This window comes from Niallia yueguangensis (assembly GCF_052663115.1).
Genome location: NZ_JBQTCX010000002.1, coordinates 60573 through 77925, shown reverse-complemented (window position 1 = coordinate 77925; position 17353 = coordinate 60573). Strand labels below are relative to the sequence as shown.

At 33.4% G+C, this 17353-nt stretch carries 17 protein-coding genes and 1 pseudogene; 3 read left to right on the top strand and 15 right to left on the bottom strand.

Annotated elements, in window-relative coordinates; all coding sequences use genetic code 11:
• Positions 1-47: 47 nt before the first annotated feature.
• From ACTYA4_RS02035 to ACTYA4_RS02020, 4 genes are all read right to left on the bottom strand, one after another.
• Positions 48-737 (bottom strand): sugar transferase, encoded by a 690-nt coding sequence (locus ACTYA4_RS02035; protein ID WP_445505429.1) that lies wholly within the window; start codon positions 735-737, stop codon positions 48-50.
• Between the two features lie 275 nt (positions 738-1012).
• Positions 1013-1777, bottom strand: coding sequence for a tyrosine-protein phosphatase (locus ACTYA4_RS02030; protein WP_445505428.1), 765 nt, complete (start codon positions 1775-1777; stop codon positions 1013-1015).
• A gap of 117 nt (positions 1778-1894) precedes the next feature.
• The gene (locus tag ACTYA4_RS02025; RefSeq protein WP_443482629.1) at positions 1895-2605 is read right to left on the bottom strand and encodes a CpsD/CapB family tyrosine-protein kinase; all 711 of its coding nucleotides are present in this window, start codon (positions 2603-2605) and stop codon (positions 1895-1897) included.
• Complete coding sequence (locus ACTYA4_RS02020) at positions 2592-3338, bottom strand: YveK family protein (protein WP_443482628.1); 747 nt, start codon at positions 3336-3338, stop codon at positions 2592-2594. The genes ACTYA4_RS02025 and ACTYA4_RS02020 overlap by 14 nt, the downstream gene beginning before the upstream one ends.
• Positions 3339-3567: 229 nt before the next feature.
• On the opposite strand from ACTYA4_RS02020, the gene ACTYA4_RS02015 reads away from it, so the two are divergent.
• Complete coding sequence (locus ACTYA4_RS02015) at positions 3568-4362, top strand: SGNH/GDSL hydrolase family protein (RefSeq protein WP_443482627.1); 795 nt, start codon at positions 3568-3570, stop codon at positions 4360-4362.
• A 69-nt stretch (positions 4363-4431) separates the two neighbouring features.
• On the opposite strand, the gene ACTYA4_RS02010 is transcribed toward ACTYA4_RS02015, so the two are convergent.
• A complete protein-coding gene (locus tag ACTYA4_RS02010; RefSeq protein WP_443482626.1) occupies positions 4432-5559 on the bottom strand; it encodes a glycosyltransferase in 1128 nt (375 codons plus the stop codon).
• A gap of 442 nt (positions 5560-6001) precedes the next feature.
• Complete coding sequence (locus ACTYA4_RS02005) at positions 6002-6751, bottom strand: tyrosine-protein phosphatase (protein WP_443482625.1); 750 nt, start codon at positions 6749-6751, stop codon at positions 6002-6004.
• 581 nt (positions 6752-7332) lie between these two features.
• Between ACTYA4_RS02005 and ACTYA4_RS02000 the strand changes: the two genes are divergently transcribed.
• Positions 7333-8358 carry an acyltransferase family protein gene (locus ACTYA4_RS02000; protein WP_443482624.1) on the top strand — a complete coding sequence of 342 codons (1026 nt, stop codon included), beginning with the start codon at positions 7333-7335 and terminating at the stop codon, positions 8356-8358.
• A gap of 130 nt (positions 8359-8488) precedes the next feature.
• On the opposite strand, the gene ACTYA4_RS01995 is transcribed toward ACTYA4_RS02000, so the two are convergent.
• The 3 genes from ACTYA4_RS01995 to ACTYA4_RS01985 all read right to left on the bottom strand — a co-directional run bounded on the left by ACTYA4_RS01995 (position 8489) and on the right by ACTYA4_RS01985 (position 9846).
• Positions 8489-8635, bottom strand: a complete 147-nt coding sequence (locus tag ACTYA4_RS01995) for an anti-repressor SinI family protein (RefSeq protein WP_443482623.1) — start codon at positions 8633-8635, stop codon at positions 8489-8491.
• A 113-nt stretch (positions 8636-8748) separates the two neighbouring features.
• A complete protein-coding gene (locus ACTYA4_RS01990) occupies positions 8749-8880 on the bottom strand; it encodes an anti-repressor SinI family protein (protein ID WP_443482622.1) in 132 nt (43 codons plus the stop codon).
• Between the two features lie 207 nt (positions 8881-9087).
• Positions 9088-9846 carry a tyrosine-protein phosphatase gene (locus tag ACTYA4_RS01985; RefSeq protein WP_443482621.1) on the bottom strand — a complete coding sequence of 253 codons (759 nt, stop codon included), beginning with the start codon at positions 9844-9846 and terminating at the stop codon, positions 9088-9090.
• Between the two features lie 369 nt (positions 9847-10215).
• On the opposite strand from ACTYA4_RS01985, the gene ACTYA4_RS01980 reads away from it, so the two are divergent.
• Positions 10216-10494 (top strand): hypothetical protein, encoded by a 279-nt coding sequence (locus ACTYA4_RS01980; protein ID WP_443482620.1) that lies wholly within the window; start codon positions 10216-10218, stop codon positions 10492-10494.
• 254 nt (positions 10495-10748) lie between these two features.
• On the opposite strand, the gene ACTYA4_RS01975 is transcribed toward ACTYA4_RS01980, so the two are convergent.
• The 6 genes and pseudogenes from ACTYA4_RS01975 to ACTYA4_RS01950 form a co-directional block, all read right to left on the bottom strand.
• Positions 10749-11915 carry an RNA-guided endonuclease InsQ/TnpB family protein gene (locus tag ACTYA4_RS01975; protein WP_445505427.1) on the bottom strand — a complete coding sequence of 389 codons (1167 nt, stop codon included), beginning with the start codon at positions 11913-11915 and terminating at the stop codon, positions 10749-10751.
• 302 nt (positions 11916-12217) lie between these two features.
• Positions 12218-12871, bottom strand: a complete 654-nt coding sequence (locus ACTYA4_RS01970; protein WP_443482618.1) for a nitroreductase family protein — start codon at positions 12869-12871, stop codon at positions 12218-12220.
• Positions 12872-13351: 480 nt separating this feature from the next.
• A complete protein-coding gene (locus ACTYA4_RS01965; RefSeq protein ID WP_445505426.1) occupies positions 13352-13801 on the bottom strand; it encodes an RrF2 family transcriptional regulator in 450 nt (149 codons plus the stop codon).
• Between the two features lie 162 nt (positions 13802-13963).
• Positions 13964-14479 (bottom strand): DinB family protein, encoded by a 516-nt coding sequence (locus ACTYA4_RS01960; RefSeq protein WP_443482616.1) that lies wholly within the window; start codon positions 14477-14479, stop codon positions 13964-13966.
• A 95-nt stretch (positions 14480-14574) separates the two neighbouring features.
• A complete protein-coding gene (locus ACTYA4_RS01955) occupies positions 14575-15384 on the bottom strand; it encodes a class I SAM-dependent methyltransferase (RefSeq protein WP_445505425.1) in 810 nt (269 codons plus the stop codon).
• A 182-nt stretch (positions 15385-15566) separates the two neighbouring features.
• A pseudogene (locus tag ACTYA4_RS01950) lies at positions 15567-16926 on the bottom strand (IS4 family transposase).
• Positions 16927-17353: the final 427 nt, after the last annotated feature.

Genomic DNA, 17353 nt, shown 5'->3' with positions numbered 1-17353 from the left:
ACACCTCCCTTAATAATTTTAGTACTTATTAAATTCTCTTAATTAATCTAAAAAGCATCTTTTGAACCAAATAATACAAAAAATGTCTTCATAATAAGCACCAAATCCACAATAGTATTTCTTTCCTGAATATATTTTAAATCTAACTTAATCCATTCATCAAATTCAATATTACTTCTACCACTAACTTGCCAGTAACAAGTTAATCCTGGAACTACCGTTAAACGTTGTCTTTCATAACTCGAATACTGAGCTACTTCTGCAGGTAAAGGTGGCCTAGGGCCAACCAAGCTCATATCCCCTTTTAAAACGTTAAATAACTGGGGTAATTCATCTATACTTGTCTTCCGGATAAATTTTCCAACCCTTGTTACTCTAGGATCATTTTTAATTTTGAAAACTGGCCCTTCTGCTTCATTTTGCTTCATAAGTGAGGCCTTTAATTCTTCAGCATTAGATACCATAGAACGAAACTTGTACATATAAAACTCGGATTCGCCTTTACCTACTCGTATTTGTTTAAATAATATCGGTCCTCTTCTATCTTCGACTTTAATAAGAAGAACGACGATTAAGAACAGGGGTGATAATAATAATATACCTATAATTGCGGCTAAAATATCAATAATTCTTTTACTTATCAAATAAGTTTTACTACCACTCACTTTTATTTTTTCTAAAGGTATTTCACTACCTTTTTGCGGTGAGGCTCCTTTATTAGAAGTTGTAACTGACACTAACTTTCACCAACTTTCTACATAATTTATCTTAGTCTTATACACCATCATTTATATAGACTTTTTACTATTAGATTAATACTTTATATGATATTTTTTCTAATTTATTATAGTAACTTACCTAAGATATCTTCTTTTAAGTTCATCGATCGAATAAATCTTGGAACTAATCTATTTTAAACATAAAATTCCATGGTTATTAATTCACCTAGACCTAGGTTTATAAATGAGAAAAACCAACTAATTGAATTGATAAAACTTTAACTTACTTTATATTAAAAAATCCCCAAAAACTTCTTCCTCTTAATCTGTTCTGGTATTTCTTTTATGATGTTCTTATTTTGTAATAGGATTTCGGAATTTTCCGTAAATAAATAAACGTAGTCTACTCCAAATCGTTCTTCTATTAAGTCATAAGCCTCATTCAACTTAAATGCTCGATTATGCGTATTATGCGCATCAGAAGCCACAAAATGAGTCAAATTATATTCTATTAACTGTTCAGAAAATTTTTTAATTGTCTTCCCGAAATATCCAGCTACACTCGCTGCAGTTACTTGCGTAAGTGCACCGTTCATTACTAGTTTATATAGCAAATCTGGATTTTCTTGCAGTTCCTTGTTGCGTTCAGGATGAACAATAATTGGGATTAGTCCTTCTGTTTGAATATCATATAATAGTCTTTCTGCATATCTTGGTACAGTAGATGAGGGAAATTCGATAAATAAATAGTTTGTATGGGAAAGGGTTAGTATTTCTCCTTTTTGATAGTCTTCTAACACTTCTCCATACATACGTACTTCCTGACCTGGAAGGATGGTTAATGGAATCTTCTCTTTTTGAAGCGCTGTATTTAATAAATTAACATGATGTATAATCTTAGATTTCGTATTTTCGTATCTATTATTTTTATGATGAGGTGTAGCGACAATTGTCTTTACACCTTCCCGTACAGCTAATTTTGCCATTTCTACACTCTCTGCCATTGTTTCTGGGCCATCATCAACACCAGGCAGTATATGACAATGAATATCAATCATCGTAACACCCCCTCCCAATCATTATTTGTTTAACTATTCTATTAATATAACAAAATGTTATCAGCCTACTATATCTTTAGTAAATAGCTAACTTTGTCGAATCTTATATTTTTATTGTTAATTTGTCCCATAATAATAGTAATATCCGCCTTTTTTATCTCGCTTCTTATTATTTAAGACAACTCCTAAGATCTTGCCTTTTGATGCAGACAAAAGTTCTTTCGTTTTTAACAAACCATCTTTTTCTGTTTTACCGCTGCTAACAACCAACACACTGCCATCACATTCATTCGCCAGAATTTGTGCATCTGTTACCGCTAGGACTGGCGGTGTATCAAATAGAATCATATCAAATTCTTCTAGTGCTTGTTCCATAAAATACTGCATCGCACGTGACCCTAATAATTCTGATGGATTTGGTGGAATAGGACCACTCGGAAGGATATACAAATTATTTTCATCATTTATATGAATTGCTTCTTTTAATGAAACTTGATTCGTTAACACAGACGTTAGTCCTGTTGTATTAATCAGATTAAATGTGTAATGAACAGTTGGTTTCCGCAAATCTGCATCCACTAACAAAACTGTTTTCCCTTGCTGTGCAAAGACAACCGCTAAGTTTGCAGCAGTTGTTGATTTTCCTTCTCCAGGTCCAGTGGAAGTTACCATAATGGTACGGATTTCTTTATCGACACTGGAAAATAAAATATTCGTCCGAATCGTACGGTATTGCTCAGAAATTGGTGATCTAGGATCTAATTTAGTGATGAGCTTTCTTTTGCTATCTAATAATTTTTTTTTCGTTGTTTTTTTATTTAGTGCCAACTAAATCACCTCTGTTTCTACTATTGCTTCTATTTCCTCTTCCACTTGTTTCTTTCATTTCATCAATCGTTGTAATTGCACCTAATACAGGCAGCTCTAATAGTTTTTCAATATCCTGCTCTGTTTTCACCGTACTATCCAAATATTCTAATAAAAATGCTAAACCGACACCAATCATTAATCCAACAACTGCTGCAATCGCTATATTAAGCGGTGGGTTTGGACTTACCGGCGACTGATTTTCTTGGTCATATGCAAGCGGCAAGATGCTTACGTTATCGACCTTCATTAATTTTTTTATTTCCTTTTCGAAAACTTGTGCCGTTTTATTGGCAATTTCCAATGCAACAGCAGGATCTGGATCGGTAACAGATACTGTCATAACTTGTGAGTTTTGTGCACTTTCAACCGTGATTTTATTATTTAATTGCGCTATGCTCATATTTAAATTTAAATCACTTTTTACAGTATTTAAAATAGCTGCACTTTTAATAATGACGCTATATGTATTGATTAACTGAACATTTGTTTGAACTTCATTGTAATTGTATATCGATTGATCGTCTTTTGCTTGATTGACAAGTATTTGTGTTGAAGAATTATATTCTGGGGTGATGACGAAATAACTTATTACTCCGCTTGCAATCATGGCAATCAATGTAATGGAGATGATTAATGCTAGTCTTTTCTTTAATGTTTGAAATAATTCTTTTAAGCTAATCGTTTCTTCCATAATTTCCTCCTAAACTATTATAAAGCAAACATATTGTAGCATAAGAGATTTGCTAAAAATGTCTTTTCTTGTCATACTTTTAGTAGATAAGTTTTCTCTTTGAATCTAATTTAGCAAGTTTTTAACAGATTTAACAGCATTTTTTTCATAAAGCATACTATTTACTACTTAAATACTACGTTATTAACTATCGATTGAAATATTTTACAAATATAATGTGGAGGGTGTAATGAAAGCGATTATTATTTCTGTTCTTGTCATTATTCTAGCTGCTGTTCTATTTTTTGGTAATATGAAATGGACAAAAAAACATTCTAGCTCTTCTCCTAATCAACTAAACTACTTAATCGAAACAAACAACAAAACTGAAACTGAAGCCAATTTCCAAGACGATTTCCGTGCTGAAGAGTATGTACGCTTTGCTTCTGCTTGGCCTGAAGACGCTAAAGAGCAATTAGAAGCAACACTAGAAAATAAACAAACATATCATATTGTGTTATTAGGCTCGGAAGCAATTGGTAATGATAAATTAGGATTATTGCCGAATATTAAAAGAACATTATCTACTGTATATAAAAATTATGTCACAATAGAAAGCATTGTATATGATGGAACCTCTACAGAGTATGTTAATGACAATAAAGTAACCGATTTAATAAAGAAGAAACCGGATATGGTCATTTTTGAGCCGTTTACTTTAAACGATAATAATGTTATTGATATGGATACATCGCTTGCAAATATTTCTAAAATTATAGAATCTACTAACAAGAAACTGTCAGATACAACATTTATATTGCAGCCTCCAAACCAAATTTATAACGCAAGTCTCTATCCATTACAAGTAGACGCCTTACAAAAATATGCCGAAAGACACGGTATTTATTATTTAAACCATTTGGAGAACTGGCCAGCTGGTAATGATAAACAAGTATTAGAGTTTTTACATGCTGATGGTATGGTGAATGAAAAAGGATATAAAATTTGGAGCGATTATATTAATTCATTTTTAGTGACAGAATAAGAATGAAGGTGCCTTTCCCCAATAATTTAAGGACAGGCACTTTTAGTCAGATCCCTAGGGGTTCAAAAATCAAAGTGCCTTTAACTTAGAAATCCATTTATTTGAAATAACATTTATATTAAAATCTTTTACTCGTTCTAAGCTCTTTTTTTGCAATAATTCTCTATGCCTCTTATTCTCCATTAGTCGTTTTAATTTAGAAACAAAGCTTTCTATATCATATTGATCAATTAAAATTCCACAATCTCCATTTTTTAAAATTTCTGTTGGTCCTAAATTTTTAAAACTAATAATTGGTAAACCGCAAGCCATTGCTTCTGTAATGACTAATCCAAATCCTTCCCATCTTGATGTTGATATTAATATAGAACCTCCATAATATAATTCCTGCATTTCTGCACTTTTTAAAGGTCCTTTTAAAATTATTTTATTTTCTAGCTTGTTTTTCTTAATCAACTGAATAAATTTTTCTTTATCTTCCCCATCACCTGCAACTGTTATTGTCCATTCTTCTTCTAGTTCCTTAGCTATTTCGATTAAATAATCTAAACCTTTTTGTTCTATGCTCAACCTACCGACAAATACAATATTTTTTTGATTTAATTCACTAATTCTAGGTTTCGATATGGTTAAAGGGTTATATATATTACAAGATTTAAAGTTTATTTTCTTAAATTTATCAATATCTGCAGCTGTTAAGCATACAACCAAATCTGCTAACTCAATACCTTTTAAATAGTCATTAATAATTTCTTTATAATATTGCTTTGTATAAACATCATAATCATTATGCTGCCAAGTTACTATTTTTATCCCGGGTATCTGTTCCTTTATTACTGGTATTAATGCAGTTAATATTCCTTGACAAAGTATTAGAACTTCATGATTACTTTTCTTTAGGTATTTAATTATATCTTCTACCTGTTCTTTATACAACCTAACTGTATGTAAAGGAGTTCTATTTATCTTATATTTAACATATAAGGCTTTCCTTAGTATCTTCCTAGTCATTTTTCTACGTCTTATTACGCAAGGTGTCTTGATTCCAACTGCTAAATCATAATAAAACTTATTTTCACCAGAAAAATCAATTAATGTTACATGATGATTTTCTTTTTGGAATGAATTCGCTAACTCTATTGCCACTCTTTGAACTCCGCCTAATTTAAAATTATGATTTACTATACAGATATTCATTCAATATTCTTCCTTTATCATACATAATCAACATATCTAGATAATTTTTTGAATCAAAGATTACCATACTAAAGTTTTGTTTTTTCCATACCCTTTTATTGTAAAATTTTGATAAAGATAATGTATTACATAATTATGTAGATATCGAAACCTTCAAAAAAAAGCTTTTTTAGTTATCGACTTTTCATAAATAAATGGTATGAAATGAGATAGAAAAAAGCTAACGAAAGGTGAATAGAACATAACTTTCGTTAGCTTAATGGCTATGGGACTCTACCCCATCCAACTAAAAAATCCCACCTACACTTTGCGTGGAGGTGGGATCTTAACTCTTTAAATAGAGTGGTCATTTGGGAAGGATAAGTTAAAGTCATCTTCTTTTTTTTGATTTTTGCTCGCAACAAATAAAGTAATGTTTTCCCGTTATTCATCACACCCCATTCTAAAATAACGTAGTAAGATTTCGTTTCTTGGGTTTAACTGGCTCCCGAGTATGAATATTATGATTTTCAATAACTGCCTGAGCATTATCCATATAATAAAATACTTGGTCGCTTCCGTAGTGTTTTCTTATATAGGTGTATGCTTTTTCTAGCCATAAGTCTTTGTCACTTTGAGCGCCACTGGCAATAAAATGAGTCATTTGCCCTTTAATGAATTGTGCGGCTACTTTTTGAACTTTCCATCCATTTTTCCCAATAATGCTTGCTGCTGATATTTGTGTAAGAACACCCATTCTTACTAAATGATATAATTCTATAGGATTTTTTATAAAGTTAGGATTAAGTTCAGGGTTTGCCAAAATAATTTGATAACCGAGCATTTGCAGATCATAGATGGTGTCAGTTAAATAGTGAGGTAGTTCTTCTGGTGGTATGGTAATAAGTAGATATGGACTTTCTATATTTAGCGGAATAAATTTCTTTTCTTTCACTTGGCGTACAAACGAATCATTCATTGTAGCTTCGGCACCGGCAAGGATGGTGATATCCAATTCTTCATCTTTTAATTTAGCATTCAGCTCCTCCACCTGAAGAATAATTTCTTCCTTTGATTCATTGATCGTTAAAGATGGTGTAGCAATCATAAATCGAATACCTTGTTCCGCAGCCTTTTTAGCTATAGAAATGCTTTCTGCAAAATTTCTATCTCTCTCATTATCCGATAATAAATGACAACTTATATCAATCACTACAAACCTTCCCTTCATTCGCAGTTAAAAAGAATACATGTGTTCTTTTTAAAGAACTACTTGATGAAATTAATTATAGCAAGGATTATTTTTAGAATAAAGAGAATGTTTTGTCGAATTATTTTTTTATTGCTAAATATCGAGTTTTTTTAAATGGCTGTTTTCTCAAAGTTTGTTGTTTTTCACGTAAAAAAATGGGAGAAAGACGAGACTTAAGCAGAGCGTATGCGACGAGAAGGCTCGGCGCTCACTAAACGGACGAAGTGTATTCAGGCTGCGAGTTTAAAAGCAATCTATACGAAAACAGCCTTTTAAATTTAGGTACCTGTTCCCAGCCCTTCCACTGTGTTTTTACCAACATTTTTCTCAAAATTCCTCATTAACACCTATTTTTCATTATGACATTATGTCTACTAAGTTGTATAAGCTTCTTTTTTCGAATGGTTATATCGGCTTGAAACTACCTAAAATTTTCCATATGCAGTAGTATCATCTTCCCTTATCCATCTTTTCCCTTTTTTGCATGATTGCATTTATTTGTTAGACTGTTAAATAACTTTCCAAAGGAGTTGTTATTTTTCATGAATAAACGAGAAACTTGGATTGATATGGCGAAAGGGATAGGGATCATACTTGTCATCATGGGCCATACGAGTAACGACATTGCGCAGCATTACTTCTATTGGTTTCATATGCCGTTATTCTTTATTCTGAGCGGCTATACATTCAAGGAAATTTCAAACACAACGGACTTTGTGGCTTGGCTTAAAAAGTTTACGAAAAGATTGCTGATTCCTTATGTTTCATTTGGAATATCCCTTTTTATTGTTTATCAATTCGTTAATATCATGACGAATGAATTTCGTTTAATAGATGCTTATAAAGATTTTTATAACCTATTTTATGGTGGACAAGTGTTGACTAACTATTTCGCTGTATTTTGGTTTGTTACTTGCTTATTTGTTACGCAGATTTTATTTGCCGGGATCTTGTTACTTTTTAAATCACATATTATTAGGATATCGATCGTTGCATTATGTTATATACTGGCACATATCGAAGCAAGTTTGGTATCAAAGGATTTTGCTTTTCCGTTAAATGCAGATGTAGCCCTGCTGGCACTTGCTTATGTGGCGTTCGGTTGGTATTTAAAAACATTTGCAAAAGACTTTTTCCAAAATCGTTATATGTCCATTAGTATCATTTCTCTTTCTTTTCTATTACTTTTAGGCGAGCGTTTTAACATCTATGATTATAAACTTGATATGAAATTCCATGGATATACGAATATTGTTTTAGACTTATTGATTCCAATAACCTTTAGTTTAACACTGCTCTTGTTCTGCTATTGGTTAGAAAAAATACCAGGTGTAAATCTCATCGCTCATCTCGGCAAAGTGACGATGCCAATTATGTATTTGCACATGCCTATTAATAGATTAATTGCTTTAGAGTGGCCAAGTTACGACTGGCTGCTGTTTACTTTGATTGGACTTGCTGCTCCTCTGATTTTTTATAAGTTGAGTAAACAATCTCCAGTAACGAATGTGTTGTTTTTAGGAAATTTCAGAAAGAAATCTTACAGGGAACGGGAAAGTGTCTACTAGCAAAACAAGCCAACGCAACAAGTTAGGTTGTATAAATTTATAAGTTAGAGGAAGGCTTTAGTCGTCTTCCTTTTTTGTATATTTTTAAACGTTTTTGTACCATTTAAAAACTAAAAAAGTACAGTATCTCTCATTCTAAGAGAATTATATTTTTTTTCATGTCATTTAGGAACTCTCTTACCTTTTCCGGTGATAATCCCATTTCAAGAGCATATAGAATAAGATCTATCCATTCACTGTCCAATTCTTCAATATCTATTATCTTTTGCTTGTCCATAAATCCTCCTATGCAATATGTCTTTTTTTTAATTGTTCCATTTTTGTATATTTTTAAACGTTTTTGTACCATTTAAAAACTAAAAAAGTACAGTATCTCTCATTCTAAGAGAATTATATTTTTTTCATGTCATTTAGGAACTCTCTTACCTTTTCCGGTGATAATCCCATTTCAAGAGCATATAGAATAAGATCTATCCATTCACTGTCCAATTCTTCAATATCTATTATCTTTTGCTTGTCCATAAATCCTCCTATGCAATATGTCTTTTTTTTAATTGTTCCATATTATCAAAAAGATCCTTTATTTCTAATATAATGACTTGCTAGATTAAAAGAATGTTGAACACTGATTATGACAAAGAGTCATAATTAAACAAAAAATTCTTAAAAAAGAATGATAAGATAAGATTTTTTATAAAATGAACAGGGATTTTTCGTTATAAAGAACATTTAACCCCTAAAATATCGAGACAGTTTTCGACTATTGGGTTTTATCGGCTGATCAGTATATATATTATTCTTTTCAATGACTGCTTGGGCATTTTCCATATAAAACAATGCTTGGTCACTGCCGTAATGTTTTCTTATATAGTTATAAGCCTTTTCTAGCCACAAGCCATTATCATTTTGAGCGCTGCTAGCAATAAAATGAGTCATTTGCCTTTTAATTAATTGTTCAGTTACTTTCTGAACTTTCCATCCATTTTTTCCAATGATGCTTGCTGCAGATATTTGTGTAAGAACACCCTGTCTCACTAAATGATATAACTCCATTGGATTTTTCCTAAAGTGAAGATTCAGTTCAGGATTTGCTAAAATAATTTGATAACCAAGAATTTGCAACTCAAAAATGATTTCAGTTATATTATGAGGTATTTCTTCTGATGACATATTAATAAGCAGATACGGGCTTTCTAGATTAAGCGGAATAAATTTCTTTTCTTTCACTTGGCGTACAAAGGAATCATTCATTGTAGTTTCAGCACCAGCAAGGATGGTGATATCTAAACCTTCCTCTTTCAATTTAATATTGAGCTCCTTCACCTGGTTAATAATATTATCCTTTGAATCATTTATCGTTAAAGTTGGTGTGGCGATCAAAAATCGAATACCTTGTTCCGCAGCCTTTCTAGCCATAGAGATGCTTTCTGTAAAATTTTTAACTGGCTGCTTTATATTCGATAATAAATGACAATTTATATCAATCACTACAAAACCTCTTTTCGTTTGTCGCTAACAAAGAACGTTATCGTTCTTTTTACAGAACTATTAGGTTAGGTTAATTATAACAGTGATTTTTTTTAGAATAAAGAGGAAATTTTGTTGAATGTTACATTTTTTTGTGATTTTATGTAAAACGTTAAGTTTAAGTAATTTTCAAATAATAGTAAGTTAAAGGTTATTTAGTAGTTTAACTTACTATATTGATATTGTTAGAAAATTTATCAGTTTAGGAAGGCTTTCCTGTTTCCCTCTTTTGTTTTATTCTATGGACATATTCCTTTTTTTCATTTCCCGCTCTAAAGTTATATTTACAGCATATGATACCTATACCTAACCATTTCAAGGGGGAATTATATGAAAACATTTTTAGTAATCAGCCAAATCTTTTATTTGCTATGTACCATACCTTGGCTTGTTGTTTTTGGATTCTCATTTATGAGTTTTGACAGCGGTATCCATGTCTTTAACGTTGCTTTTGTTGTAGGAATTGGTCTATATCCAATCGCCGTCGTCTTTTGTTCCATTTTCGCTTGGTTTCTTCAAGAGCGGAGCAAGCGTGTAGCGATTATAATTAATTTAGTTCCCATGGTATGGATAGCTGGGTTAGGGCTGCCATTGTTTGTCTTAAATTAGTCATTGAATATTAAATGATTCCTATTTACCTGAACTTCTTGACATCCTCCCCTACCTAAAATCCTAACGTTTTTTGAGGAAGGGGATTCCAAAGGGATTTCACTGCGGTACTAACCGTCAGTGCCTTTAGTGTTACCATTACCTCCTCCCTGTCCGCACGTTGTTTCTAAAACAAAGAACGGTAGGGAATCATCAGCTAGGTGTACAGCTCAGTCAGGAGCCTTGCGAAGGATATTAAATCCCTCGCAGCGGTTTTAAGCCGCAGTTATATCTTTTGATGGTCGTGTAGATATAACAAAACTTGCATTGACATCTGCATTTTGTTTATATCCACACGAACCTGTATACAAAGAGCCTCGACGGTTCTTTTTTTGTGTATGTCCACATTTGGAGCATTCTTGACTCGTTTTGTACGGATCTACTTTTTGCACTTCCAGCTCGGCTAATTGTGCTTTGTATATAAGTTTTGTTTCTAAGTCAAAGAAAGACCAGGAATGAATATTTCTGTCGCTTTTTTTCCAATATTTTTTCATAGAACGAATAGAAGAGAGGTCTTCGATTTTAATGATAGAAGCACCACAATCTTTAGCAAACTGAACCATTTTCTTTGAGATGACATGATTCCAGTATTGAATGATACGTTGTTCTTTATTTTCTAATCGTTTTAACGCCTTCGTATTTTTCGCTTTTTGTAATTTTCTGCGAAGTTTAAAAAACTTCCTACGAATATGACCAATCTGTTTTCCGTTAAAATGAATATACTTGCCTGTTTCCCTATCTCCGGCTACCGCAATATATTTTAGTCCTCTATCAACCCCAATAGATTTTGTACCTGTAGACTTTTTCTCTAATTCAAACGAAAGCGCAAAAGAAAAATACCATTTTCCTTTCTTATTGAACAATTGTCCGTTTCCCTTTTTTAATTTGGAGATACTGTCATAGGATGCTTGAAAGAATGGAGAGTTTTTGTCCATTTCTCCCGTCAAAAGAAAACCAATCCAAAAATGATTATACGCATTGGTCTTTAAAGGAACGTATTTATCTATTGTAAGATTTCCCTTCTCCATTGTAGGAATTCCCAACTTAAGATAACCATTATCCTGTCTTAACCTCCAATTCTGGTTATTAAATAGAATGGATATTCTTCCGCGAAAAGAAGGAAAGCCTTTCGTTTTCTCATTCTGTTTCCAGTCCTCGTATCGACTAAGTGCTAGTTTTCTAGCTTCTTGAATGAGGGTAGAAGGAAGTTCAATAGGAGCTAATCTTTTATCTAATTCCGACTTTGTTACTGCAGGATGTTCTTTTTTGTATTGAATAGCTATATTACAAGCTTCCGAAAAGTTTTGTTGCATCGTTTCATACATCTTTTCTTTCACATTTGTTGGTTGAAACAAGGGCAGTTTAATCGTAATGGTTGGCATTTGTTTCACCACCTACTTTTGATAAGAATATTTTACCAAAATAAGAACGAATGTTCCAGTTATATCTTCTTTTAAACAAAAAAAAAGAAGGCGATTCATCTCCCACCTACTCTCTTCGTTCCTTGAGGAAGGAGTCTTCTCGCTCAACTATGATAAAAATGAAGAAAAAGCACCCGTAATTTGAGTGCTTCCGCTTACCTCAGAGCAAAGTTCCCCATATGATGCTCAGTTATCCCAATATCAAAAACTTACTTCCTCTATTTTTATATCTCCTGCCCTTTTTCTTTGAATATAAGGTGCAATTAACCTTGCTCTGGCATCGTATTCCAAAATGTAACTTCTTCTAAAGGCAATCGCACTGTTGTATGGGCAGGATGAGCCGCTTTACCAATTGCAATAAGCATGACTGCTGCATAGCGGTCGGAAATGCCGAAAGCTTTTCGAAATGCTGGCTCGCTGTATCCTGCCATTGGTACTGTATCGTATCCTCTTGCTTTAGCCGACAGCATGATTTGCATAGATACTAATCCGCCATCAATTAGCACGGTACGCTTTACTATGTCAGAGTGGGGATCAGAGAAGTAGCCATGTATATTATTAATCATCTGACTTTTTGCCTGTTCTGTCATATAGCCAGCCTCGACAGCATCACTGTAAATTTGCTCCACTTTCTCTATTAGTTGTAAATCCCCTAATACCGCTATAACAGCAGATGCTTGCACGACCTGCTCCTGATTATGTGCAATCGGCAAAAGAATATCTTTTTTGGCTTGATCATCAATTACGAGAAAACGCCACGGCTGCATATTGGCAGCAGAAGGAGCCAGTGTCGCTTCTTGTAAAATTTCATTTAATTCATCCTTAGACATTTTCCAATTGGAATCATATTTTCGCACGGAATGGCGATCTCGAATGACAGTAGAAAATAACGCTTCTTGTTTTGCTTTTGTTGACATTGTTTCTCCTCCTAAAATAAGTAATTTAAATTAGACTGTTTTCGTATAGATTGTTGCTTTTAAATTCGCAGCCTGAATACACTTCGCTTTCCGTGGGCGAGCGTCGAGCCTCCTCGTCGCCTACGCTCTGCTTAAGTCTCGTCTTTCTCGCATTCCCACAGGAGTCTACGTGTATTCAGTCTGCTGAGTACTTCTTCTCCCATGTTTTCAGGTGAAAAACAACAAACTTTGAGAAAACGGCCTTAAATTCATACTATTTTCCAAAACTCTTGAATCAAAAAACTGTTCAATATTTAGCACAGTTTTCTTTAAAAGCTTCCCTTGGTGTTCAGTTTACGCTAGTAAGAGTAAATTTACTGCAACTAAACAAAGCACAGTTACAATTAAAAAGAAATGCAGCAAGCAAAAAACTAACTGCAACTTTTATAAGCACATTATACAAAGAACATTATCTTCAAAGCAAGGATAATGCTAACAAAATTATACTTTTTTTATTTCAGCGAAAAAATCCATATTCGCTGTTAAATCTGATATGGTATATTGACGAAGAGAATCAAGCGTTTTTTGCTCTGCTTCATTCATAATATTTTCTAAAGCCATGTCTAGTTGTTTTCCTGCTTCACCGCAGTTTGGTGTTTCTTCCGTTTCTAAACATTCGCTTTTTACAGCCAAATAAACATCTGCAAGCGTAATTTCAGATGAAGGTCTTTTTAAGATATAGCCTCCCTCTCGTCCTTCCTTTGCCTCAACCATTCCTGCATTTACTAATAAAACTAAAACTCGTCTTAGAAAAGTGGCGTGCGAATTGACCTGACATGCAATCGATGCACTGGACAACTTTCCTTCACTCCGTGATAGCCATACAAGCGCACGCACAGCAATTTTAAAACGAGGAGGTCCTATTAAATTCCCACGACTCCTTGTGCTCAATTTATATTCATTCCCTTCATAAACAACCGCTTTCATTTATTAGCTTACCGTAAATTGACGTGATTTAAAAGTTCATCAAGATCAATTCACGAAACTTTTTAATATCACGTCCGATTACGGAATAAAAAAAGCATCATCTATTTCTAAATAGTTCGGAAAAAGCTATTTTTTTGTCTTCTTGTCATACAAATAAACAACATAATCCGTCATGATCCCAGAATGCCCTATCTGCCTTAGCATTGCTGTTATATTTCCGCGATGATATGTTCCGTGATTGACAACATGCTGTACTAATTCAAAAAAACTGGTTTCCAGACGGCCAAATTTAGGATGCTCGTAGAAAGTTGTTTGATCTAAGTTCCCTTGACGATCAAAAAATACTATATATTGCTCTGATAAATCAAAATACATTTTCTCTAATTCTTCTATACTTTTTCCTTTTGTTTTCTCCTGCAGTTGTTTCCTTGATTTTACGATTTCATCATAACTGTCACCGGACATAACACGCAGCCATATAGTATCGGCATTGTACATATGCACCAACACCTCTGATATGGAAGGAAAAACACTTTGAATCTCCTTGTCGTATATGTCCTGTGGTAGTTTTTTTAAATGCTCAAAAATTCTTCTGTTTGCCCATACGTGATAATCATATAATTGTAATGCATGAGAGTTCACTTAAAATTCCTCCCTATTTTGAAATTTGTAAAACAACTTTATTTTTAATCAACCAACTGCTTAAAGGTCTGTTTGTTTATAACAATGTTATTAGTTTACTTTTTCTTCCCGATATAAAGTAAATGAGATGAAATCCCAAGAATATAAGGGTCTGTTGCTTTTTCCTTAATCAAATCTATTATTTTTTTTACTTCTTGCTCACCCTTGTCTTGCCAGTGCTTCCAACTATCATTATTTAAAATAGCCCCTGCATTGGATCCTATTAAATCCAAAGTTTCAAATCCCTGTGCTTCCATAAAAGGATTGATGTCTTCAATATTAAAATAGTACGCTCCTGTAAAACGTCCCTTATCAGCGTGATTAAAACAACCTGTTTGATAAAATTGAATAATGGAATCCATGTAGTTGTTTGGCTTCCAATTCTCTGGAGATAAGAGTGATGCAAGTATATGTCTAATTCTTGGCATAAAAGCAACGAAAACAATCCCATTCTTTTTCGTCACTCTATTTAATTCTTTAACAGCCTTAATGCGATCATTTTCTTCCTGTAAATGATACATAGGACCAAGCATTAATGATGCGTCGAACTGTTCCTCTTTAAGCATATTAAGTTCTCTTGCATCAGCAGCATAAAAGCCATCAAATTGTCCTTCTAAATCAAGTTCTTTTGCTTTATCTTTAGCAATTTCAACTAACTTTGGCGTTAAATCAGTCAGTGTGACCTTATAACCTTCGTTTGCAAGTTCCATTGAATATTTTCCAGGCCCAGCACCATTATCAAGTACACATCCTGTTTTCGGGATATACTTTTTTATATAGTGCCAATTTACTTGGAATTCAACCGGTTCACGTTCAAGTCTGCCCCACTCATCAAATTGACTGTAATAACTTATTATATCACTCATAAAATCTATCCTTTTTTCCCATGTTTTAATCTCCTTTCATTCTAAATAGAACCTAATATCCTTCTAAATTCAGCTGCATCGTTCATTTTTATCCTACCCTATTTATACCAATTTTTATATAAATATCTAGTTTTATTCAGAATCCGGATAGTTTTACAAATAGAAGAATATAAATTATTAACTCAACTTTCGCAGAGTGAAATTGGCAAATAAGCCTTGATGTAGCTTGGAAGGCCTGCAATCCACTGTTGTAGTTGACTTTCAATGAGTTTTTTGGTCATTCTGTTTGTCTTTTTTAGGGTATCTTGAAGAAGCGCGATTAACTGCTGTAAAGCGACAGCCCAATCGAGTTCACTAATTTCATCACATAATTCATAAAAGAGACCGCCAATGGTACGATCATCCGTGTTACATCGATTCTGCCAAGAGAGGACAATGTAACGGGTAAACCGATGGTTGTATGCTAATAAGCAAGTCATAAGAACGACCTTGGAACTCTTTCTGTAGACGTAAAAGTGACTTTGTCGTTTTGAAAAAGACTTCGATGTCCCAACGCATTCCATAAATACGTACGATTTCTTCTTCGGTTAGCGTACAATCTGTGCTTAAAATAGCTAGCCATTCGCTTTTCTTGTTTCGATTTTGAATAAAGACAACTTTAACCGGAACTCCATTCGCCATCACTGTGTGAATGGAACGAAGAATCCCTTTCTTTCCTTGGAATGAACGAGACAAACGAAAGAGTTCTTTTAATGAGACAGAACGGTCTTCTATGAGATACCGTTGATTGGTTGCCTTCACCATGCCAATCACATCAAGTCCTTGTTCCACGATAGACCGAATTAGAGGCTGTTGAGTAAACCAAGTATCCATCAAGACATATTCGGCTTCTATTCCTGCACTCAAGGCACGCTTAAGCATGGCTGGTATTTGTTCAGGAGCTGTTTGTAATGATTCAACACGGCGTTTATATCCAGATGTACGTTTATCAACTTCTTCAGAAATCCCGTTGATTTGGGCCTTTTTGGAACTTAATAAAGAAAAATCAATTGGCATAAAGGAATAGCCGTCAGACCAGCCTAAAGTAAGCATACGAAAACCTTTATAGAATCGTTTTCGCAGCGATGAGTGATCCATACATCGGGCAAGCAGTTCGACTTTCTTACTGCGATTGCGGTCAAACATAGAGTCATCAATAATAAATACTTTGATACGCATTTTATCCGTTAGGTTACTTACTTTGACAATGGTTGAAGAACTAAAAGACAATAGGAAACGTCTCCAAGCGAATTTCGAATGGTTCAAGAAACGATAGATTGCGTCTTTTGCTGGTAACTTGTCCGCTTTCTTAGATTCCAAAAGGCGAAACCAATTCTTCTGTTGGAAAATAAGACAAAACACCAATTGGAATAATTAAGAACAGGTAAAGCCAAAATTCTTTTTAATGTTTGATTTTCGAAGATGTTTCAAGATTTCTAATTCATTGAATACTGATTTTAATTCATTTGGTAGTTGATTATTTTGTTCCTTCTGCTCTATCATATAGAGGACACCTCTTCTGTATGGTAGTGATTTCTCGTCAATCTCACTTTACCATAGAACGAGGTGTTTTTTCATTTGTATAAATAATGTCAAGGAACATAATGAAAGTGCAATAATGGTTACAAGATCAACTCGTTTCCTGAATTATTTGGGTGCGAAAGTTGAGTTATTAATAAAAGATGCTGATATTTAGAAAACCCGCTAAAATAGTTATATTTCCAAATATATACTCCTTTATTTACCCATGCCTATTTTTAAAAACACTTCCTTTTAACTAATTTATTCGCTTATTTCTATTAAAATTATTTCATTACTATTTCAATTGAAAAAATTCTGAATTTTGTTTTTGGTTTCTGTTACATTTTTAGGTCTATTACCTTGTTTTTTATGTTAATTCCTAAAATGAACAGATATATAGAAGGAATTT

What these genes read in the sequence shown, in the direction of transcription:
- ACTYA4_RS02000 (WP_443482624.1), top strand. Translation starts at nt 7,333, where the DNA reads ATGAATAAACGAGAAACTTGGATTGATATGGCGAAAGGGATAGGGATC.
- ACTYA4_RS01980 (WP_443482620.1), top strand. Translation starts at nt 10,216, where the DNA reads ATGAAAACATTTTTAGTAATCAGCCAAATCTTTTATTTGCTATGTACC.
- ACTYA4_RS02020 (WP_443482628.1), bottom strand. Translation starts at nt 3,338, where the DNA reads ATGGAAGAAACGATTAGCTTAAAAGAATTATTTCAAACATTAAAGAAA.
- ACTYA4_RS01990 (WP_443482622.1), bottom strand. Translation starts at nt 8,880, where the DNA reads ATGGACAAGCAAAAGATAATAGATATTGAAGAATTGGACAGTGAATGG.
- ACTYA4_RS02030 (WP_445505428.1), bottom strand. Translation starts at nt 1,777, where the DNA reads ATGATTGATATTCATTGTCATATACTGCCTGGTGTTGATGATGGCCCA.
- ACTYA4_RS02010 (WP_443482626.1), bottom strand. Translation starts at nt 5,559, where the DNA reads ATGAATATCTGTATAGTAAATCATAATTTTAAATTAGGCGGAGTTCAA.
- ACTYA4_RS01975 (WP_445505427.1), bottom strand. Translation starts at nt 11,915, where the DNA reads ATGCCAACCATTACGATTAAACTGCCCTTGTTTCAACCAACAAATGTG.
- ACTYA4_RS01955 (WP_445505425.1), bottom strand. Translation starts at nt 15,384, where the DNA reads ATGAGTGATATAATAAGTTATTACAGTCAATTTGATGAGTGGGGCAGA.
- ACTYA4_RS01970 (WP_443482618.1), bottom strand. Translation starts at nt 12,871, where the DNA reads ATGTCAACAAAAGCAAAACAAGAAGCGTTATTTTCTACTGTCATTCGA.
- ACTYA4_RS02015 (WP_443482627.1), top strand. Translation starts at nt 3,568, where the DNA reads ATGAAAGCGATTATTATTTCTGTTCTTGTCATTATTCTAGCTGCTGTT.
- ACTYA4_RS01995 (WP_443482623.1), bottom strand. Translation starts at nt 8,635, where the DNA reads ATGGACAAGCAAAAGATAATAGATATTGAAGAATTGGACAGTGAATGG.